The organism is uncultured Marinobacter sp., from assembly GCF_963974375.1.
Taxonomy (GTDB): domain Bacteria; phylum Pseudomonadota; class Gammaproteobacteria; order Pseudomonadales; family Oleiphilaceae; genus Marinobacter.
The window spans coordinates 1-21,650 of record NZ_CAXBDN010000005.1; the positions used below are offsets into that span (position 1 = coordinate 1).

The 21,650-nt window shown below is 49.5% G+C and carries 21 protein-coding genes; all 21 read right to left on the bottom strand.

Translation table 11 applies throughout. The features are described 5' to 3' along the window. Positions 1–733 (bottom strand): glycosyltransferase (locus tag AAC035_RS00690; RefSeq protein WP_339798951.1); only part of this gene is annotated, 733 nt, incomplete at its 3' end. Between the two features lie 9 nt (positions 734–742). Continuing rightward, on the bottom strand, positions 743–1,873 hold the full coding sequence (gene wecB / locus AAC035_RS00695) for a UDP-N-acetylglucosamine 2-epimerase (non-hydrolyzing) (protein ID WP_339798954.1): 1,131 nt from the start codon (positions 1,871–1,873) through the stop codon (positions 743–745). Between the two features lie 17 nt (positions 1,874–1,890). Further along, the gene (locus tag AAC035_RS00700) at positions 1,891–3,009 is read right to left on the bottom strand and encodes an NAD-dependent epimerase/dehydratase family protein (protein ID WP_339798957.1); all 1,119 of its coding nucleotides are present in this window, start codon (positions 3,007–3,009) and stop codon (positions 1,891–1,893) included. A 3-nt stretch (positions 3,010–3,012) separates the two neighbouring features. Continuing rightward, positions 3,013–4,047 carry a polysaccharide biosynthesis protein gene (locus AAC035_RS00705; RefSeq protein WP_339798960.1) on the bottom strand — a complete coding sequence of 345 codons (1,035 nt, stop codon included), beginning with the start codon at positions 4,045–4,047 and terminating at the stop codon, positions 3,013–3,015. Between the two features lie 61 nt (positions 4,048–4,108). Then, complete coding sequence (locus AAC035_RS00710) at positions 4,109–5,527, bottom strand: hypothetical protein (protein ID WP_339798963.1); 1,419 nt, start codon at positions 5,525–5,527, stop codon at positions 4,109–4,111. A gap of 48 nt (positions 5,528–5,575) precedes the next feature. After that, a complete protein-coding gene (locus tag AAC035_RS00715) occupies positions 5,576–6,223 on the bottom strand; it encodes an HAD hydrolase-like protein (RefSeq protein ID WP_339798967.1) in 648 nt (215 codons plus the stop codon). Continuing rightward, entirely contained in the window at positions 6,220–6,960 is a 741-nt protein-coding gene (locus AAC035_RS00720) for a 3-deoxy-manno-octulosonate cytidylyltransferase (protein WP_339798970.1), read from the bottom strand. The genes AAC035_RS00715 and AAC035_RS00720 overlap by 4 nt, the downstream gene beginning before the upstream one ends. 7 nt (positions 6,961–6,967) lie before the next feature. Next, positions 6,968–8,578 (bottom strand): aldolase catalytic domain-containing protein, encoded by a 1,611-nt coding sequence (locus tag AAC035_RS00725; RefSeq protein ID WP_339798973.1) that lies wholly within the window; start codon positions 8,576–8,578, stop codon positions 6,968–6,970. A 70-nt stretch (positions 8,579–8,648) separates the two neighbouring features. Continuing rightward, on the bottom strand, positions 8,649–9,734 hold the full coding sequence (locus AAC035_RS00730) for a polysialyltransferase family glycosyltransferase (RefSeq protein ID WP_339798976.1): 1,086 nt from the start codon (positions 9,732–9,734) through the stop codon (positions 8,649–8,651). A 5-nt stretch (positions 9,735–9,739) separates the two neighbouring features. Next, positions 9,740–10,717 (bottom strand): O-antigen polymerase, encoded by a 978-nt coding sequence (locus tag AAC035_RS00735; protein WP_339798979.1) that lies wholly within the window; start codon positions 10,715–10,717, stop codon positions 9,740–9,742. Positions 10,718–11,597: 880 nt separating this feature from the next. Beyond that, complete coding sequence (locus AAC035_RS00740; protein WP_339798982.1) at positions 11,598–12,287, bottom strand: acylneuraminate cytidylyltransferase family protein; 690 nt, start codon at positions 12,285–12,287, stop codon at positions 11,598–11,600. Continuing rightward, positions 12,280–13,335: a nucleotidyltransferase family protein gene (locus AAC035_RS00745; RefSeq protein ID WP_339798985.1), complete on the bottom strand. Its 1,056-nt coding sequence runs from the start codon at positions 13,333–13,335 to the stop codon at positions 12,280–12,282. The genes AAC035_RS00740 and AAC035_RS00745 overlap by 8 nt, the downstream gene beginning before the upstream one ends. A 15-nt stretch (positions 13,336–13,350) precedes the next feature. Beyond that, a complete protein-coding gene (gene neuC, locus AAC035_RS00750) occupies positions 13,351–14,526 on the bottom strand; it encodes a UDP-N-acetylglucosamine 2-epimerase (RefSeq protein WP_339798988.1) in 1,176 nt (391 codons plus the stop codon). After that, positions 14,523–15,527, bottom strand: a complete 1,005-nt coding sequence (gene neuB / locus AAC035_RS00755) for an N-acetylneuraminate synthase (protein WP_339798990.1) — start codon at positions 15,525–15,527, stop codon at positions 14,523–14,525. The genes neuC and neuB overlap by 4 nt, the downstream gene beginning before the upstream one ends. Further along, complete coding sequence (locus tag AAC035_RS00760; RefSeq protein ID WP_339798993.1) at positions 15,524–16,168, bottom strand: acetyltransferase; 645 nt, start codon at positions 16,166–16,168, stop codon at positions 15,524–15,526. The genes neuB and AAC035_RS00760 overlap by 4 nt, the downstream gene beginning before the upstream one ends. Continuing rightward, on the bottom strand, positions 16,165–17,307 hold the full coding sequence (locus AAC035_RS00765) for a LegC family aminotransferase (protein WP_339798996.1): 1,143 nt from the start codon (positions 17,305–17,307) through the stop codon (positions 16,165–16,167). Before AAC035_RS00765 ends, AAC035_RS00760 begins: the two co-directional genes overlap by 4 nt. 7 nt (positions 17,308–17,314) lie before the next feature. Further along, positions 17,315–18,505, bottom strand: a complete 1,191-nt coding sequence (locus AAC035_RS00770; RefSeq protein ID WP_339798999.1) for a UDP-N-acetylglucosamine 4,6-dehydratase — start codon at positions 18,503–18,505, stop codon at positions 17,315–17,317. Then, positions 18,502–19,800, bottom strand: a complete 1,299-nt coding sequence (locus tag AAC035_RS00775; RefSeq protein ID WP_339799002.1) for an oligosaccharide flippase family protein — start codon at positions 19,798–19,800, stop codon at positions 18,502–18,504. The genes AAC035_RS00770 and AAC035_RS00775 overlap by 4 nt, the downstream gene beginning before the upstream one ends. Positions 19,801–19,898: 98 nt before the next feature. Further along, entirely contained in the window at positions 19,899–20,876 is a 978-nt protein-coding gene (locus AAC035_RS00780; protein ID WP_339799005.1) for a Wzz/FepE/Etk N-terminal domain-containing protein, read from the bottom strand. A 66-nt stretch (positions 20,877–20,942) separates the two neighbouring features. Further along, positions 20,943–21,308 (bottom strand): type II toxin-antitoxin system VapC family toxin, encoded by a 366-nt coding sequence (locus AAC035_RS00785; RefSeq protein WP_339799007.1) that lies wholly within the window; start codon positions 21,306–21,308, stop codon positions 20,943–20,945. After that, positions 21,298–21,528 carry a hypothetical protein gene (locus AAC035_RS00790; protein ID WP_339799009.1) on the bottom strand — a complete coding sequence of 77 codons (231 nt, stop codon included), beginning with the start codon at positions 21,526–21,528 and terminating at the stop codon, positions 21,298–21,300. The genes AAC035_RS00785 and AAC035_RS00790 overlap by 11 nt, the downstream gene beginning before the upstream one ends. Positions 21,529–21,650 lie beyond the last annotated feature (122 nt).

Consider the following 21,650-nt stretch of genomic DNA (forward strand, 5'->3'; position numbering starts at 1 on the left):
TGAGAGTGCCTCCGTCCTGCAGATATTGCGTTATCGCATCAATCAACAATGGAATACGCTGTAACCTGCCCGCGTTACCACAGAATGAAAAACCTCTGACCCGCTCCAGGCGCGAATCCACCTCATCAAACGAGACTGCAGGATTACTGATGACGTAGATCGGCACTTTTGTGTGGGAACGCTGGCGAATCTCTTCTGCCATCTCCTCTGTAATGGTAATCAGCGCCTCCGCCCGGCGCATGGTAATACCGTCCATCCAACGCAGCAGGCGATACACCAATGGCTGAACCTTCATCACCACTCTGGCCGCTTCAGGATGAATATCCTGCAAATGGTAGATGTATCTGGCGCCAAACAACCGGGCATAGATCATCACAACGAACGGCACCAGAACGGGGGGGTCAGTGGAGACATAGACCTTCTTTGGGCGAGTTCGCAAAAGTGCATAGATAACCCAACACATGAAATAGACCGAGTCCAAAGCCCTAATCAGAATGCCGCTGGATGAGCTTGACCACGCCTTGCCGGGAAGAAACTCCACACCACGACCCCGTTTCTGCTCGGCAAGATGCCCCTTGATGCCGGCATGATCCTGCAGGATGACCGACACAGCACAGGAGTTCGACAGCTTTTCAGAGAACCTAAGTAGAGCCTCACCAATCACCGGGTATATAGGCCAAAAACTGCGATTAATAATGGCGATATCTCGCCGTCCGGAATGAATTGTTGTCATGCAGGGCGCTCAGTACTGCTTCCAAACCGTCTGCATCACATAATCCCGATAACTGTGGATTATCCGTACCACCTTCTCCGCCACGTTCGGCATGCTGTAATCTGCCACCAGCCGCATGGCGCGATCATCACCCCGGCTCTGGTTTTCCAGAATCGCCAGCCCCTGCAACACACGCTCGGTGCTCAGACCCACCATCATGGCGGCGGTTTCTTCCATGCCTTCGGGGCGTTCGTGGGCTTCGCGGATGTTCAGGGCCGGGAAGTTGAGGATGGAGGCTTCTTCGCTGATAGTGCCGCTGTCAGACAACACTGCTTTGGCGCTCAGTTGCAGCTTGTTGTAATCCTTAAAGCCCAGCGGTTTCAGCAGCCGCACGTTGCCATGGAACTGCACACCCATGGCATCCACCCGCTTCTGGGTGCGGGGGTGGGTGGATACAATCACCGGGTAACCGTACTGTTCTGCCACTGCATTCAGGGTGTCGACCAGGGCCAGGAAGTTTCTGTCGGAATCCACGTTCTCTTCCCGGTGGGCACTCACTACAAAGAACTGGCCTTCTTCCAGTCCCAGCCGTTCCAGCACGTCAGAGACTTCAATACCCTCACGGAAGTGGTTCAGCACTTCAAACATCGGGCTGCCGGTTTTGATCACACGATCCGGTGGCAGTCCTTCACGCAACAGGTAATCCCGGGCGATGGTGCTGTAGGTCAGGTTGATGTCTGCCGTGTGGTCCACAATGCGGCGGTTGATCTCTTCCGGTACCCGCATATCAAAGCAGCGGTTTCCAGCTTCCATGTGGAAGGTGGGAATCTTGCGTCGTTTGGCGGGAATCACCGCCATGCAGCTGTTGGTATCGCCCAGCACCAGTAGCGCTTCCGGCTGAACTTCCGCCAGCACTTTGTCCATCGCGATAATCACGTTGCCGATGGTTTCCGCACCGCTGGCGCCAGCAGCACTCAGGAAGTGGTCCGGCCTGCGGATACCCAGGTCTTGGAAGAAGATTTCATTCAGCTCGAAATCGTAGTTCTGGCCGGTGTGTACCAGAATGTGTTCGCAATACTCGTCCAGCTTGGCCATCACCCGGGACAAACGAATAATCTCCGGCCGGGTGCCGACCACGGTCATGACTTTCAGTTTTTTCATGGTAATTCCAGAGTCGTTCAGGCTTCGGTACCCACTGGGCAGGCGAAGGTGTCCGGGTTATCCCGGTCAAAAATTTCATTGGCCCAGAGCATACACACCAGCTCCTCGTCACCCACGTTGGTGATGTCGTGGGTCCAGCCGGGTACGGTTTCCACAATCTCCGGTTTCGTGCCGTCAGTGAACAGCTCGTAGAACTCCCCGGTGAGCATATGGCGGAAGCGGAAGCACGCCTTACCTTTGATCACCAAAAACTTCTCAGTTTTGGAGTGGTGGTAATGGCCGCCACGGGTGATGCCCGGGTGGGCGGTAAAGAAGGAAAACTGGCCGGCGCTAGGGGTTTTCAGCATTTCCACAAACACGCCACGCTCGTCGCCGTGCTGGGGCACGGTGTAGGTAAAGCGCTCCGGTGGCAGATAGCTTACGTAGGTGGAATACAGCGCCCGCACCAGCCCGGTACCCACCGGCTCAGTAATCAGGTTATCGCGGGTGGCTTTGAAGCGGGTCAGCTGGCTGGCCAGCTCGCCCACCGTAATCTGGTATACCGGCTCCACTTCAACAAAGGGGCCGTTCTGTGGCTCGCCGCCCAGCAGGGATAGGAAGCTGGCGACTACATCATCCACATACACCAGATTGATCACCGCATCCGGATCGTTAATCTGTACCGGTAAATCCCGGGCTATGTTGTGGCAGAAGGTCGCCACCGCCGAGTTGTAATCAGACCGCGCCCATTTGCCGAACACGTTAGGCAGGCGATATATGTAAACAGGGTTACCAGTGGCTTTATTCAGGGCCAGCAGGGCCTCTTCCGCTTCGCGCTTACTGGTGCCGTAGTCGTTATCACGCTCCGCCTGAATCGAGGAGCTGTAGATAATTGGAATACTCCGGCTTGTGGCCTGCACTGCGTTACACAAAGCCTGGGTCAGCCCGGCGTTGCCGGTGGTAAATTCGGCCGGGTCCTGCGGACGGTTGATGCCGGCCAGGTGCACTATCCAGTCCACACCTTCCAGCAGGCCGGGCAGGTCTTGCTCGGTATGTTCCCGGGTGAAGGGCAACACCTCAAAACCACCTTTCTCCTGCAAGTGCATTTGCAGGTTCTTGCCAATAAAACCGTTGGCGCCGGTTACCAGTACTTTCATCAATCAGTCCTCCGGGCTCTGGTAATCACCCCGTTCCAGGGCACGAATGAATTCCAGCTTGCGCAGCAAGGTTTGCATGCCGGCCACATCCAGGCGCTCGGTGTTGTGGGAGTTGTAATCCTCGGTGTGGGAGATCTTCTCCTCCCCCTGCTCCACAAACTTGCCGTAGTTCAAATCCCGAAGATCCGGTGGAATCCGGTAGTACTCCCCCATATCCTGGGCACAGGCCATTTCTTCCCGGCTGAGCAGGGCTTCAAACAGCTTTTCACCGTGGCGGGTACCAATCACATTGATGGGGTGGTCCGGCTTGCCGACCAGATCGGTCAGCGCCCGGGCCAGGGTTTCGATGGTGGCCGCGGGGGCCTTCTGTACAAACAGGTCACCATTACTGCCGTGTTCGAAGGCGTATAGCACCAGGTCCACCGCATCGGCCAGGGTCATCATGAAGCGGGTCATGTTCGGGTCGGTAATGGTGAGGGATTGTCCGGCACGAATCTGATCCACAAACAACGGAATTACCGAGCCACGAGATGCCATCACGTTGCCGTAGCGTGTACCGCAGATAACGGTTTTGTCCGGGTCCACATTGCGGGACTTGGCCACCATTACCTTTTCCATCATGGCCTTGGAAATACCCATGGCGTTGATTGGGTATACCGCTTTGTCCGTACTCAGGCACACTACCCGCTTCACTTCATTCTGGATAGCCGCTTCCAGCACGTTTTCGGTGCCGATCACATTGGTTTTCACCGCCTCCATGGGATGAAATTCGCAGGATGGCACCTGCTTGAGCGCTGCAGCGTGGAATATGAAATCCACCCCACGGGTAGCATTCAGAATGCTGTTGTAGTCCCGTACATCGCCAATATAAAACTTGAGTTTGGGGTTGGCGTAGCGCTTACGCATGTCGTCCTGTTTCTTCTCATCCCGGCTGAAGATGCGAATCTCTTCAATATCCGTATCCAGAAAGCGGCTGAGAACAGCATTTCCAAAAGAGCCGGTGCCACCGGTTATCAGCAAAATTTTATTACGAAACACTCTAATACCCCAAAGTCATGTATTTCTGATTTCGTAAACTTCGATCTGAAAACATGGACAATCAGAGAAGTTCTTGAAGTTCATCAAATGTAAAAGCTTTAAAAATATTCTCGGAACCCAAGGATGGGAAAATCCTCATTACATAAACTCGGTCTTTATCGTTGACCAATGAAGCGATCGCTTTTACCCCTCTTCTGGAGGCCTCTAACAGTATTGTCGATTTTCTGGCAATACACACTGAGGAGCGCATAGCTTCGTCAAGATCTTCTATTTGTTCAACGTTAGGAAAACGATGTTTATAATCACTTGCAGCTTCAAGAGGATGCAATTTAACAAAAACCGTAACACCTCTTTCAACAAGCTCACTTATAATCTGATAGTTTACTTCAGGATCTCGAGGTTCCGAAAAAAAACAAACCCGTTCAATCGGTTCCGAAAACTTACTCTCACTACCAACACCGTACATTGCATCGACCACGGAATCTGCATAAAGAAACTTATCTTCGTCGTATAGCCTGTTTAGAAAACTGGCGGCCTCCGGCGTAAAACAATAGAAAGTGGTACCCGCTAACCCACCAGGAAATCGAAACCCATATTCAAGCCCATGGGGCAAACAAACAAGCTCCTTTTTCTCTCGATGACATACTCTGGTCTGAAGCAAAGCGAAGCGATCGTCTTTATCTCCTGTGTAAAAGACCGCGCATGGAAACAACCGAACAACCTCATCCAGGCATGATTCGTAAACGGCTTTGTGTGCAATGCGTTTAACATAGCCCGGGAACAGCGCAAGAGCACAAGAGTTCCCTAGCATAAACCTGCCGTCCTTTAGGAAATCTCTGATATCCCTTAATGCGTGAAAAGCGGAGATTACGGATATTTTTAGAATATTCCTACGACACACAACCGAGTATATAGAAATCCCGGGAACACTGAGCCCACCAAAGTTATCTACAAGCGTCACTGCTGATATGGCTCTTTCTATACTTAGCCTACACTTCTGAAAGGCGGCCTTAGATCTGATCAGAAAGACAACTCGCCTACCAGCATCAAATGCTAACGTGCTATCAGGTTCTTTTCGTCTGACAAGATAGAATGGCAGAAGAAAAGCCAGGAAAATTATCGCAAAAAAGGAAAAAACAAATAGAAAAAATGATGAAACCGTCGTTAGAAGCCGGATTATTAGTGAAACCTGATGACCGGTTTCAGCCTTCGCTTTAATAAAAAGATTCTTATCGAGGAGCCGAGCAAAAAAACTATACCGCGAGCAGTCGCTAGATTTCAGAATCTCAGAAAACTCTAGCAACCTGACATAATGGTAAAGAAAAATCTCATTTGAATAATCAGAAAGCCCTTCAAAATCATGATTATTCAGGCGATCAATGAAATCCTCCGTGTAGCAGGTATCGGTCGAAATACTTTCCATTTCCCCGGTAGCTTGGACTTGCTTCAGGCCCGAACGGGTAAGGTATAAGTAATTCATTCTATCTACCAAGACAACACCAAATTATAGGGGAAGTTGATTCCGGAATCATAGCAAGTCGCCCAAACTGACTACAAATTCAACATTATGTTTATCACAGTATGATTCCCACCCGGCAAACTCAGTCCACTGGTTGACAAATAAAAAATCTAACCCTGCGCTAACAGAAGCCTCGTGGTCATATCGGCTATCCCCGATAAATAAGGCGGGCTTCACAATGCGCCCTGCTCGTAATTCACGGGCCAGAATCTCATCCTTGGTATCGGGACTGCCATAGATACCGCCATCAAATAAATGATCCAACCCTTTTTCAGAAAATACTTCCCGTAACTCAGCCTGGTCACCGCCAGAAACGATGAACCAGGATGTTGAGGGGGTTTGTTCGCGCAACTCAAATAATCCGGAGTCTGCTTCGCATTCGATCAGGCCCTCGCGAACCTTGCGAGCGTATACATCAAGCAACTCCTCGAGGCCCGGCCCGATAGCATCCGGAGGCACAAGCTGATTCAGGAAATACTCAAACTTCCGGTAACGAGAGACACCGCCATGCGCCACATGATGATCAACCAATGCCTGTGCTGGGCCTGTGCCATAGGGCAGCGCCGCTTCATAAAAAGCCTTGGTTTTTACCCTATTCGAGTTCAGCACCACCCCGTCACAGTCAAAAATCAGACTGCTATAACCTTCTGTTTTCACAAACCATGCTTCCGCTTCAGGGCCAGCTCTACTCCAGCGACATCCTCTGGAACATCCACAGCGAGGCTACCCGGCTGGGTTTCAATCATGAGGATGCGCTTGCCCAATTCCAGAAATCGCAGGATCTCGATATCTTCACAATGCTCAAGCTCACTTTTCCGCCCGAACTTGCGAAAGGCATTAAGCTCATCACCGGTAAATGCATAGATACACACCTGTTTCTTATACCTTGCCGGTGCGTTATCAGGGTCTTTGTAGCCTGGCAAAGCGACACGAGACATGTAGACCAACTCGTCAGCCTCGTTGGTGATAACCTTGGGAATGTTGACGTTGCCAGGGTTTTCCTGGTCTGAGACCCAACTGTAACCGTTCACCACAGCATCTATATTCGCCGCCTTGGCCTCGCCTACACGGATAATATCGGACGGATTCACCAGTGGCTCATCCCCCTGCACATTGATGAAGATATCCGCTTCAATCTGTTCTGCCGCTTCAGCAAGCCTGTCGGTGCCTGTCAAAGCCCGCCCGCTGGTCATCACCGCTTGGAACCCAGCCGCGGCAACAACCTCTGCAATACGATTATCCTCAGTCGCTATGTAGACGTTTTCCAAGCCAACTGCCTTGGCTGAAAGTTCCGCCACCCAAAGGATCATCGGCTTTCCCAGCAAGGGAACAAGCGGCTTTCCCGGATAGCGGCTGGAAGCAAACCGGGCAGGGATAATAACGACTGTTCTCATCTCTTCCTCACAGGGCATAAATTGATTGAGCAGGGAGCGTATACCGAGTAGGTGTCACCGCGACTAACGGCACAGCTTCTGGACAGGCCTGATATTGCGACAAAAGACTTTGCATTTCCTGGCTTCTTGGATCATCCGCGCCGTAACCGTCAAAGCCTGACATAAGAACCCGCTCAGCCTTGCCGCTGGTGACAACGGCCAGCGCATAGGCTACGACCAACGAATTCGGAACAGAACAACAATATTGACCAAACTCGAAACCATCTGGCACAACTTTCAGGCCGAAATCCAGAGTTCGCTTGCCAGCAAGTGATTCCTTTACGTCCTCCGGCAACATGGAGACAGGCGTTATCAAAGGCTGAGGCAGCTGGTTGTGAGCCTCACAATCTGCGAGCAACCGAACAGGATGACAGGCTACACGCACATCGATAAGCTCAGCGGCTATTCCAGATTGAGTATTGAGGGCAACAACAAGGGGATTCTTGCGGCGAATGTAAGACTCAATGGCTCCACGATGATGCAACACACCGGGGCCTGAACCAAGAAGGAAAACTTCGCGCCCTTTGATCATGGAGGATGGGTCCCAACTACCTGTGGGTTCACCCTGATAAAAGTGTCGGGCCGCATCAAGAGTATTAAGACTAAACTTCTTCCCACCCTCAACCCTGAGGTGTTCAATAACCGCCAGGATATCCTCTTCGTCGTACCTTGAGTCGTTCAGCATCTCCTGAATATAGGTAGGGTGGATGGAGTACTTTCCTGCCAGGTAATAATAACTGTTGGTTCCCCACCCGTAACGCTCCTGCATTGGCTTGAAGTGTTCCCTTATGAGGCGCATGAGTGGAACCATATTGACTGAAGAACCGCGCCGTTCCGCGATTTCAATTACCAGTTCCTCAGTTCTTGCATTGCCCGGCCCACGGCCCATTCCGGTGACTGTCGAATCAACCCAGGTACACCCCTCATTGAGCGCCATCAGCGAGTTCTGAAGCGCCAAGCCCATATTATCGTGGGTATGGATACCCAAAGGACCAGACCACCCCTGCCGTATCCACCCAATTACCTGCCGCACATGTTCTGGGCTCATCCCACCCATAGAATCTGCAAAGTACAACACATCTATAGGATATCTAGAAGCCTCTCTTGCCAAATCAACGACGTCTGACTGGCACCTATCCGCAACCTGCATCAGGTTGAATCCAACCTGATAACCACGATTCTTTAGCCAGTTAGCGGCAGGAAGTACGTCTTTGAACTCGTGGGCGTGGCAGGCAATACGAACGAGACTAAAACGGGCTTTGTCTGCTGGAAGCGGGAACAGGGAACAAAGGTCTGCCTCCTGCGCGTCCTGACAGGCCAGCTCGCTGCCATTAACCATCACACCTATGGACATCCCAACGGGTATTTTTAGACCTTCAAGGAATTCATCGGAAGTATAAGCTACAGCACCTTTATATCCTTCATTAATCAAAGATCTAAAACCAATCTCAATAATATCTACGCCAGCAGCATCCATTGCTGCAATATATTCTTGAGCCAGCTCAGAATTAAAGTCCCATCTATTATAATAACCACCATCTCTAAGCGTACAATCCAACGATTTTATATCTTTAAACATATTAATTAACCTGCGAAACTATTTTTAATTAAAAATCATTAATACCAAACAAAATCCCCAGATTGGTTTTTTATTTTAATATCGAAAGAGCAGACTTAACAGCACCATTAACTTCAGATTCTATTTTCGGGATAAAAACCCTATCATTAAATGGAACATTAACATCAATATTTGCGAGTCGATACAAATAAATGCCTGGCGCGCCGAGCTCTAATGACGCAGTGTATGTTCCACTCGAAAAGAAAGAGCAAGTTATAAATTCTGTCATCCCTGAAAACAAAACTTCACTCGGAACGTCGGAATAAATTATGTCAGAGAACCCAATTTTCTGATATTTAATCTTATTCTCTTGAGGGTGTAGTTTACAAACCACACTTACATTTAGCGATCTTGCCGCGGCAAGAAAAACTTCGATAACTCTTTTTTCCTCCTCCCATGAAACTATTCTCAACTCTGATAGTGGCTGACCTAGATACACCACTACTTTCTTTTGACGGTACTTATCGGTTAACAATATATCGTCTGATAGAAATATAGCTGAAACAAGATTTTTAAAATCAAAACCCAAATATAAAAACTCCTTTTTATTTACACCCACAACGATATCAGGCCTATATATTTTAAGTGCTTCAGGGTCTCGAGAAATAACAATATCAATGTATTTCGAAACGCCAAATTTGAAATTTATATCTGCTCCAGTAACCAGCCTTACGAAAACCCGTTTAATTGTATTTATCATTACCCTAGAGAGACTAACACCTCTCCCCGACTTGTAAATAGACAAACCTTCCTCAACCAAAAAGACCGTGCCATAACGATCATGAACCCACCGTGAAAGATAATTAGCAACAGGATCATGATTTTTAAAAATATAAAGATTAACGTTAACAGACTCAACACTTAAATTATTTACAAGATACTTAACTTCAGATACTGCCAAAAAAGATCTCTTATAAAAAAAATGGCTCGGAATTTCGGATATAAACGCAACCTCTAACACACCCGCCAGCAAGTGCCTATTTTTAAAAAGCTGTTTATTTACAGTATCATCAATTATAATAACTCGACATAGCTCCTCTTTTATTAGCGAATAAGACATCGAGAGAGAAACCACTACCTGATAGGGGGTTTGAGCAAAAAAAATGCAAGTCTTCATGAAAGCTAATTCCAAATTCTAACTCTTATTCTCGACACCAAATATACTAGCATCATATAAATAATAGCAACATTCAGGTACCCTGATATATAGACCACGCCTTGAAAAAACATCGCAATCATTGGAAAAATCATCAAGAATGCGAATACTTTGAACTCAAGTCGTCTAGATCCCTTAATTATCAAGTAGGATAATGCATAGAAAATCCACGAGTACAGAAGCGCGCCAAGAAACCCAAAGTCATATAATAAAATTGCCGGCATCCCGTTAAATTTTGTCGCGTACATTCCATATGCATTCAACCTCCTGGCCAGAATATCCGCAGGCTCTCCACCAAAAGCAGACAAAACTCGATTTGGAATATAAGAAAAATTGCTTCCAAACATGATATTCTCTACACTAAAAACTTTTATTATTTCAACTCCGTTGACCAACCACTGAGACAAATAATGGAATATTGAATAAAGCGCAGGGTTTGATATGAACCCCGCCCCTTGATAAACGTAAACATCAAATCTAGAAAACGACACCCAAATTAAAATAGAAAAAAGGCACAAGAAAAAAAATGAAACAATTTTTATGAGCGAAGCTCTCTGATTAAACGGTAAAACATCATATACATAAAGAAGCAAACCAAAATAAATTAAGATATAAAGCACAACACCACTTCTTGCCAACTCTAGCAAAGAGAAAACAACTATAGATAATGATCCAATAAAAGCCACAGCGGCTTTTAATTTTTCCCCTCTTACCAAGAAGATGAAATGTGCGCCTAAGCTTACGTATGCCAGCGGACTCGCAGCACTAATTAGACCAAACAGAACCGGTGAAACTCTTTCAGTTAGAAAGCTCTCCGCACCACCACTATTATTATACTCTCCAACGGTTACCCCAATAGAAAAATAGTATCCTATTGATTTATATAAAACATACAAGTTAATAAACAAGAAAATCGCAGATATCAAGGCCACAAACCAATACACAGAATGCGTCTTCTTTCTAATGAAGGTTCTTGAAAGTCCCCGCCCCTTGAACAAGTTTAATGTCAGATAGAAAGGCGCGAGCATAAGACAAATAAATAGAACCTCGATAGAATCCCCAGAATCGAACCCAAAATTTACACCAACTAGTAATCCTGAAAGCAATGAAAAACAGAATAGAATTACAAATAAACTTGCAACTCGAGTTTTTGAGAAGAACATCATTAGCAACGCAAATATGACGTAGAAAATCATCAGCCAAAAGCTCTTGCTAAGAATTTCATATTTCAAAAGACCACAAATTGAAATTAATACACGGACTCAAAACTAACTACCGCGCTCTCTAGTCGAGTATCATTTTTGAAAAAAAGCAATATCATTACCCCGGTATGACAAGCGAGCCACTCCAAGAATTCCCAAATAACCGGAACAGTGATCTGTTTCGAAGACTTACATAGACCTTGGTAGCGAGGATCAACCAAAATACCAGTGGTGCTTTGCGCCAACACATGCCAAAGGAAAACAACTTATTAGAGTTCAGTCACGACGAGTTGGGCGCCGCTGGAGGAATTTATCGATCTGATAAAGCGAATCCTAGTACCCCTTCAGTCGTTTACCAGACCCGGTGTTGCACTTGGAGTTTGCCACACGCTATGGCTCATATCGTGCAAAAAAGTAACGGATCAGGAGTTCTCGATTGTACAATCGCGTTACTACCGATTATTACCATTAGCGCATATTTAGTGATGCCCACCCATTGTATAACTTCTCTAATATCTGAGAGTAAACTCATTTTTCGTCGCCGAGCAGTCAAATTCGAGATGTTGGCTACTGTTCAGATATCGACTTGCACTAACAGAATTTTCTGCATTGAGATTTTTATTCAAATCAAACTCTCACAAAACCGAAGATCAGCGAGCTCGTCAATATCCTGTGACCGCAGCCTCGGCATAACCGAAGCGTTTAAACACTCAGTAAAAAGTGAACCCGAATTCAGCACTAAGTGAGACTGCACTACATAAACAGCTCCATTCAACCGGTACTCCTTAGGATAATCCTGCGAGCGTTTCCCAGAAAGATCAATGCCCTCAAGTCTCGAGCCCTCACCTATAGTCCCAACCCAGGCGGTAGGATGATCTACCTCACATACCGTCACAACCGTATCTTCACACCCACCTTTCCGATAAACATCCAAAGCCGCCCGAATATCCTCAGCATTACGAAGGGGCGATGTGGGCTGCAGGAGCACTATTGTTTTCGGATCGTGACCTGCCGCCTGCTCGACTTTAACTGCATCAATCAACACATCAGCGGTGGAGGCGGTATCGCTAGCCAGCTCATCAGGCCGTTTATAGGCAATTACACCCTCGCTTTGGTATCGCTGGGCGATTGTCAGAACTTCCTCATCATCGCTGCTTACCATGATCCTTGCATTGAGCCTGGCCTCCAGCGCCGCTTCAATCGTCCAGCAGATCAGTGGCTTCCCTGCCAGCGGCAGTACGTTTTTACGGGGCAGGCGCTTACTGCCACCTCGAGCGGGAATAACAATCAGAATATCGCCTGTATCAGCCATTCAATCGATCCTGCACTTCCATTTGGGCTTTATGAAAATCGTCCATGCGCCCAATATCTAACCAGTACTCATGAATCGGGAACATATTCACAGTCTTTCCGCCCTCAATCTGTTGCTCCAACAGGGTTGGCATGTCAACACGAGTGCCAGGCTCCACACTTTTTACCAACTCAGGGGCCAACAAGTAGATTCCCGCGTTTACAAAAAACCGATGAATCGGCTTTTCAATCATAGACTTAATCTGAGTACCTTCACTGGTGATTACGCCGTAAGGCACCTGGTGCTCATATTCCCGCACACACATGGTGGCGACACCATTGTGGGTTTCGTGGAACTCCAAGAAGCTATGCAGGTTCAGGGAGGTCAACAGATCGCCGTTCATCATGAATAATGGCTGATTGATTTCATCGTGCGGCAGCAGGCCCAAGGCTCCCCCTGTCCCCAGAGGCTCATCTTCGTATACATACTGAATGCTGATCCCCCACTTCTCACCATCACCAAAGTAGTCACGAATCACTTCTGGCATATAGTGGGTGGATATGTAGAAACGATGGAAACCGGCCTCGACAAAGTTCAGCAGGATTTGTTCAAGGATGGGCTTGTCACCTACTTTAAGCATGGGCTTGGGGCAGTTGTTCGTTAACGGCCGCAAGCGGGTGCCAAAGCCGCCCGCCATCAGGAAGACGGGGTTGTCGTGGCGGTGCTTGTTCAGTACGTCGTGCAAGTTGATCAGTCCCACAACTCGACGATCAGCATCAACCACAGGAAGTTGCAGTAACTCATGCTGTTCCATAACCGACAGAATACGACTCTCCGTCCATGACTGCTCTGCTGTTTTGGGCTGGGTGTTCATCACCTGATTAACCGGCGTTTCCAACGGTAAGTGTTTCAGTAACGCTCTGCGCACGTCGCCGTCTGTCAGCGTGCCCAGCAGCTTATTGTTTGAATCGACCACAAGCGCAATTCGTAAGGCAGCCTTGTCCAGAATTTCGATGGCCTGTTCCAGTGTAACGTCGCTGTTTACTAGGGCTTTACGCCAGGGCTTCATGGATTACTCCGAGATTCAAGAGAAGTCATTAGCTGACAGATTGTAAAACGCTTTTTTGCGAATATTTTCCAGCGGGTACTCCGCAAGTACCTTGGCGATCGCTTCACTGGCACCGCCGTTACCATAAGGGTTGAACGCGGAGGCGAGACCGGCCTGAAAATCGGCTGAGTAGAGTTTTTCGAGCGCAGCCGCAATAGCTTTACGGTTCGGCTCGCAGTCAATCACGCTGCTCGCCTTGAGCCTCCCCTTCTGTCGATCACCGATATTCACAGTTCCAATGTGAAATGCCGGCGCCTCCAACAAGCCACTCGATGAATTACCAACAACTCCGCTGACTTGACTCAAACATGAGAAATATCGGAGCTGGCCCAATGACGTATATACCCTGACATTAGCGCGGTTTTCGGCAAACCTCCGGACCATCGCACTGAGCTCTCGTCCACCGGTGTCGGCGTTTGGCATGGTAAAGATTAGAGTTGTATCGTTCAGTCCTTCCAAAGCAGCTAACAATTCGTTCATTTGAGCGGCCGAGCTGGCTCCACCTTCCAGGGTCACGGGATGGAATGTCACCAGAAGACTCTTTTCACCAAAGCTGAGTTCCAGCGAACGCTCCAGTTCTTCTCGGCTGAGTAATTTGATGCGTTTGATGGCATCAATGCCCATGCCACCAAAATTGAACACCCTGTCCGGGTGTTCCCCAAGCTGAATCACGCGCTGGCGATATTCCTCTGCGGCTACAAAGTGCAGGTGAGACATTTTGGTGATGGAATGGCGGATGGCTTCGTCAAAAGCCCCTTCGGTTGTCTCTCCCCCGTGTAAATGAGCAACGGGCACACCCGCAATCATGGCGGCAGACGTCGCGGCAAATATCTCGAAGCGATCCCCTAGCACCACCACGATATCCGGAGCCAGGCGCTCGTAGGCATCAGCAAAGCCGATCACACCAAGCCCCATGGACTTGGTCACTGCCGTGTAGGTATCCGAGCTCAGAAGCATTTCCACTCTGGCGTCAATCTCAAAGCCCGCTTCTTCGATTTCGCGGTAGGTAGAACCGAATTCAGGCGACAAATGCATGCCTGTCGCAATCACCTGGAGCTCCAGCTGCGGGTGGCTTTGAATCTCCCCCATCAGCCAGCACAACAGTCCAAACTCGGCTCTGGTACCGGTAACCACGCAAACCTTGCGAGTCATAGTTCGATCAACTCGTCTTCACTGAAATCACGAGGCGCCGTGCGACCAATCACCTCATCCCACTGCATCGGCGAAATGCCTGTACCCGGGCGTTTGGCCATCAAATTTTCTTCGCTAAATGGTTCGCCAGCCTTGATGGGGCGGGCGGCCACCAGCGATTTTCGGGCAATGGGCTTATTCTTGAGTTCACTGGGGCTCGGGCGCTTGATGCCGTCCCCCAACGCTTTTTCAATATTGCGAATGCCTTGCACCATGGCTGTCAGCTCATGGGGCTCCAGACTGGCCCGGTGATCCGGCCCTGGCAGATTGCGATCCAGGGTGAAGTGTTTTTCAATCACTGTTGCACCCAGAGCAACCGCAGCGATCGGCACTTCAATGCCCGGCGTATGGTCTGAGTAACCCACGGATACACCGAACGCCTTGCCGATGTTGACCATAGCCCGAAGATTCACATCTCCCATGGGTGTGGGGTATTCGGTGGTGCAATGCAGAACGGTGATTTTTTCTCTGGGGGTTCCCGCCTGTTCCACCACGTCAATCGCGGCCTCAATTTCCCCCATATTTGCCATGCCGGTTGATAGCAGCACTTGCTTTCCGTGGCGGGTCAGGTAGCGCAGATATGGGAGATTGGTTAGTTCGCCGGAAGGCACCTTAACGACATCAGTCCCCCCCAACTCTTCAAGCAAGTCGATGCTGTCTTTATCAAAGGCGGTGGAGAAAAAGCCGATTCCTTGCTTTTGGCATTCAGCGATCAGCTCCAAATGGTTCTCCCGAGTTAGCTCGAGCTTGCGAACCATTTCCTGCTGAGACTCTTGAGGGTCGGTGGCGCCTTTCTGATACTCAGCCTTTGGCGCGTTTCGGGAGATAATGTTTGCAGCTTTAAACGTCTGAAATTTGACCAGATCTGCCCCTGCAGCAGCCGCAGCCGCAATCAGTTCTTTGGCCAGCGCCATATCACCGTTATGGTTAACGCCGGCTTCAGCGATAATAAGCGTATTCATTTGATCCTCTTTGCAGGGACACCTGCATAAACGGCGTGAGCTTCGCAATCGCTAATGACCACTGCTCCAGAGCCCACCGTGGTATTTTCGCCGACCACCCGTTTTTCGGTATTGCTGCCCTGATTGATCACAGCACCCGCGCCTACCCAGCAGCCTTGCTTTAAATGGACATTGCCAGAAAGATTAGCGCCCGGGGCCACGTGGACATAACTTTCCACCCTGCAATCATGGGCAATTGTGGTGTTCTGGTTGAAGATGCAGAAATCCCCAACAATGATACCGCTGGTGAAACGAGCGCCGGCGGCAACAATCGTGCCTTTGCAATGTTCAAGCACTTCACGCTGACTACACCCAAAGGTGGCGCTTGGATGAACCAGGTTAGTGAACGTAAGCAAATCTTTAAAGCGTTCAGCAACTGCTCTGCGGATGTTGTTTTCACCAATTCCGATCACAAAGGGCATGCCTGCGTATTGGTCAACATCCTGTTCCAGAATTACCTTTGCCGAATAACACCAGGCCCGCGATTCGGCCTCATCACGAGCAACATAAATAGGCTCAAGACCCATTGCCCATGCAATATCACCGGCCTCTCTCGCCATGCCTGATGTTCCGAAAATGCCGATCCGGTTCATTGCACTCATTTGCTCACTACGCTGCTTGGCAAATTAACCACCCGGGCTTCCAGCCACTCCGAATTACTCAGATCACCACGACGACAACTCTGGTACATAGCCAGATGGTTCATCAACGCCCAGATGGGACGCGTCATCACCCCATCCTGGTTGGTGCTTTCAAGCAGCTCGTCTCTGCGGGATTTATCCTCACAAATAACGGCGTTTAACCAATAATTCGAGCGGCATTCTGCGGGCTCTTTTACGAATTCCAAATCTGTGCCGGCGAAGAATCCCTCATAAGCAGCCGCTAATGCCCGCTTGGCCTCGATAAAGGTTACCAACTGTTCAAGTTGAGCACAGCCCAATGCTGCGTTCAGGTTGGGTAACCGGTAGTTGTAGCCCAGCTCGTCGTGAATGTACTCAAACGGATGTGGCTTCTTGGCGGTGGTGGTCAGGTGCTTGGCGCGAGTGGCCAACGCTTCGCCGGCCAGAATCATCCCGCCACCACCGGTGGTCATGATTTTATTGCCATTAAAGCTGAGCGTACCCAGCGCGCCGAAGGTGCCGGTGTGTTTTCCCTTGTAATAGCTTCCCAGCGATTCGGCGGCGTCTTCTACCAGCGCGATATTCCAGCGGCTGGTGACCGACATCAGCCCGTCCAGGTCCGCAGGATGTCCGAAAGTATGCATGGGCACGCAAGCCCGAATCACTTTGTGATCTGCGCGGGTGCGGCAAATGCCATCAGAGTCCAGCATCGCATGCTCGTCCAGCCAGGCTTCCATCGCCTTGGCGGACAACCCCAGGGTGTCCCGGTCTACATCGATAAACACCGGTTCGGCGTTGCAGTAGGCGATGGCATTGCAGGTAGCCACAAAAGTAAGTGGTTGGGTTATGACCAGATCACCCGACTCTACGCCCGCAAGCTTCAACGCAATGTGCAGGGCGGCCGTTCCGTTGACGGTTGCGACCGCCTTGGGCGAACCGGTGTAGCTGGCCATATCCTGCTCAAACCGGTCCACATAGGCGCCTACGCTGGATACAAAGGTAGACTCGATGGTGTCGGCTACATATTCCTTTTCACGGCCGGGAAATACCGGCGCATGAAGCGGGATAAACTCGTTGGTTTGGAAATAGTCTCTGACAAACCGGATCAGTTGGTCGCTCAAAGCTGCCTCACATTTTGCTGTCGAGATATTTGCCGGTTTCTTTATGGCCGAAATCTGGAATCATGCGATGGAACAGGTCCACAAGGTCCTGCTTGCTCCAGGCCACATCCCGTTTCATCTCTGTAATCCGCTCTTCAAACTCGGCCAGCATTTGCTCGTCGAAGTCGGCTTCATTTTTGATGATGCCCAGGTTCTCAAAGCGCTCCATATCCAGCGTTTCGTTATCAGTGAAGAATTCTTCAAAATCTTTTTCGCCAGTTGTGTCGCTGGAGGTGAACAGGCATGGCCACTTGCCTTGTTCCGGGAGTGTTTTCGCCAGCTCCCGAGCTTCGTCTTCATCGCTGCACAGAACCGGCTCTAAGCCCTTCTCCGCCAGGTATTTCACAGCAATGTCAGCAAACGAGATCAGGTGAAGTTCTTCACTGAGTTTCGGGAAGAAGATGTCCCGATTGTCACCAAAAATACAGGACATCAGGCACAGCTCGCCAGACTCTTTTGGGGTGACGAAGTAACGGCGAACATCATTCGGCGCCACAATCGGCTGGCGTTTTTCCAGGCGCTGGTTAAAACCATGCAGCAGGGAACCATCAGAGAAAGCCACGTTGGCAAAGCGTGCGGTGGAAATGTCCATCTGCAGGCTTCTTCGCATCAGGAACATTTCCATGATGCGTTTGGAGGCGCCCATCATATTGACCGGGTTTGCCGCCTTATCGGTGGACACACAGAAGTATTTCCTGGCGCCAGCGTCAATCGCCTGTTGTAGCGTTTTGTCCGTATTGAAAACGTTCACATCCACCATGCGCATCAGGGTGTAGGGGTCTTTTTCACTACGCACGTGCTTGAGAGCGGAGAGGTTCAGAATGTAATCGTAGCCACCGTCAGCCTTGAAGAACGCGTCATACTCAACCGAACCGATATCCAATGCGAAGGTGCGAAAATCTCCGGGGATGTAACCAAAGCTACTGCGAATGTCTCTGACCAGCTCAACCAAATTGTTTTCACTAATATCAACCACATGCAACTTAGCCGGATTGCGCTTGAAGATTTCTTTGGTTACAGCTTGACCAATCGACCCAGCGCCGCCGAGGACCAGAAATCTGGATTTGCAAATAATTTCAGATAACCTCGCTTCGTGATTTTGAACATCCTTTATAAATAGTTCTTTTTCTCTGCCTATAAGATTCAGGGTCGATGTCATATTCCTGCCTGTGGAAACAGTTTAGTGAATTCAAACCAAGGCATAGCGTGGCGCTTTTGCGCGACAAACCAAGTCAGTAAAAAACGTATTGCCATTGAGGTACAAAATGCGTATGCCGCACCCTGCAAGCCAAAGCGGGCAACAAGAAATATTAGTAGAGCCACGTTAATCAAGCCTGAAAATATAGAGACCACCGAAAGTAGCCCAGTCCGCTTGGAGAAGAATATGTAATTAGTAACCATAAGGTACATGCCACCGAAAACTTGGCCAAGGATCAACCAACCAATCACATCGCCTGCACTAGCATAAGGCTCACCCGCGACGGCCAAAACAATCCAAGGTGCGATTAAAAACGCGACCACTGCCCCGAGCAAAAGCAGAGCGAACCAGCAGTAGGTATAGATGACGATACGACGTTTCTCACATTCATCATCTTTTTTTAGACGCTCAAACAGCCAAGGCACATAGGCCTTATTTATTGCATCGAAGATCAGTAATAGTGCAGTCGAAAGCTGCACTGCAACCATATAGATACCGGCCTGGGCTAAACCCAGCTCCGCGTTGATGACGAAACGGTCAACCGACGCCAGTAGGAACGCTCCGCCCACATGGGGTATGAGAGGGACACCAAAGCTAAGCGCCTCACGAATATACTTCGGCCTCCAAAGGAGAATCCTAACGAGGTCATCTCGCCTAAGAAACCAAAATGCTATACCGGCAAATAATATAGCCGTCCAGATTTGGGCCGATATACGGCCCTCTGAACCTTTTAAAAAGAGCACAACCAGAGCAAGTGAGAGCACTAATTCTGCCAGGCTTTTCGAAACCTGCATGACGCCATATTGTTTGGCCTTTTTTCTCACCTGCCACTGGCTAAGTCGAATCTGGAACACCACAGTTGATGCTGTCACTAAAACAGCTAGCAGGATCCACTTTTTATCTAGTGCTAACCATTCCGACAAGTAACCACTAATACCGATAAGAACCAACATGGTTAATGCGCTGGTAACTAAGAGAATTTGCAGGCAGGAGCCTATAAACTCCTTGAGTTCATTTTCTCCGAGATCTCCATCGTAGAACTTCCGGCCAGCGGCACCTTGCATGCTCAACCCTATAAAAGCGGTTAACGCACCGAAGAACACATGAAACATAGCTACTTCGCCATACTCCTCCGGACTAAGATATCGAGTAAGAACAGGAAGTAGCGCGAAAGGTATCGCGGCGTTAAGTATGTTGGATATAAGATAGACTGCAGATCCAGCAAGAAACGAGTTCCCTTTGAGTTTTTTTAGCACTATTTGACTCCGGGACGCGGCGTTGCCAAAGGATTCACAGGGAAGTTCAGAAATTAGAGAAGTTATTATCGACTGGGAAGGAGGCTCAAAACTGAACTCTACTTCTTATTTTTTTCAATAGGTTCATTGCCTAATTTTTCTTTAGCCGTGTCCTTCTTTTCGTGGCTGATAAATGCCATAACGAAAACAATGAAAACTCCTAGCATGCCGCCAAGCATGGTTGCCACAACGCAAATCAAAGCCCTCTTTGGCCCGCTCTTCTCCTGTGGGACCACCGCCGGATCAATGGTTTTAAACACATATTCCCGCTGAGCGTTCGCCAGCATGATGGTGCGGGTCTCGCTTTCGATCAACTGGTAGAACACCTGCTGCATGCCCGCGATGTTGGTTTCCCGCAGCTTGCCTTCCAGATACTGGATGCTCGCCTCTGCTTCGGTAACATCCTGGTCACGCATGTGGTCGTTCAGGTCCCTTACCAGTTTTTCAACCCAGTCTCTGGAAGCGACGGGGGATAGGGTCGTCAGGCTGATGGTCACCATACCGTTGTCTTTGTTTTCACTGACGCTGAGCAGCTCACGAAACTCTTCGACCAGGTCCCAGTCTGTGGGCTCGAGGGACTTGCCGTCATCATCCATGCCCCAGGTGCTCGTATTCGGGTCGTAGATCTCTTGATCGAGCACCCACTGTTCTCTTTCCTCATTCCAGCCTTCCGCAGCCATCAGGGGTACTTCCAGGTTATGGCGGCGAATGAAGTCTGTAAGGAAGGCCCGGGATTGAACGACTTCTTTGGCGATCACGGTTTTGTTGGCGTCGCCGCCGCCGAGGTTTACTCCGGCCAGGCTGGCGAGGCCGGCGAGCTGGCCGCCCACGCGGCCACCGCTTTCACTCTGTGCCGGGGCCAGCAGGGCGCTGGCGGTGTAGACGTTGGGTTGACTGAGGGCGTAAGCAACGCCGGCGACGGCGAAGATGAAGGTGATGCCGATGATGATCCACTTGCCGCGCCAGAGGGTGGCGAAGAGTTCGCGGAGGTCTATTTCGTCGTCTGGGTAGTGCTGGGATTCTGGAGTTTGGTTCATAGAGATTGTTTTGGCCGCGGAATCCGCGGAAGTACGCGGAAAAATAATGAAAGAAGGATTTAAGTTTCAGGAAAGAAGTTGTTCCAGACTCACAGCTGGCCCGAGGTGACGCTGCTGGAGCCTTTGGTCGTTCGTAACCAGAACGCAACCACCTGTCATTGCTGTTGCTGAAATGATGGCATCTGGAAGCTTCATTGAGGTGGACCGGCGGATCTTGATTGCAGAGTCCTGTATCGTTTTAGTCAGCTGGACCACTCTGAGTTTCCCAAGAACAGCCCTTAGTTTGCCTTCATCATCAGGTGTCAGTGACGGCCAGGAAAGCAGCTCCATCTCCGTTATTACAGACACCTCATAGATGTTACTGGGCAGTTTCAACCTTTGGTCGATCGCATAGATGATCGTGTTCGTATCCAGCAGGTATTTACCAGTCATCCCTCATTTCCCTTTGAATTTCTACCGCATCCTGCCCTTTGAAGGTTTTCACTCCACAGTCCGTAAGATCAAGAGGGGCAGCGGCCTGTTCCACCACTGAGGTCTCGGGCTCTGCGATCATCAGGATGATGCGAGCATGGCTGTTTTCAAGCCGACTATACTGAGCGGGGATTTTTACGATGCCGTCCCGGATATCCGCTTCGAACTCGATAGCGTACATAAGGTGACTCCCATGAATTGATACCGTGGCAAGTATACCAAACTCCCGGTAGTGCCGCGGAATCCGCGGAAGGGCGCGGAAAAAAGAAAATGAAGCAGTTCAGGGTGGCGGGTACTCACGAG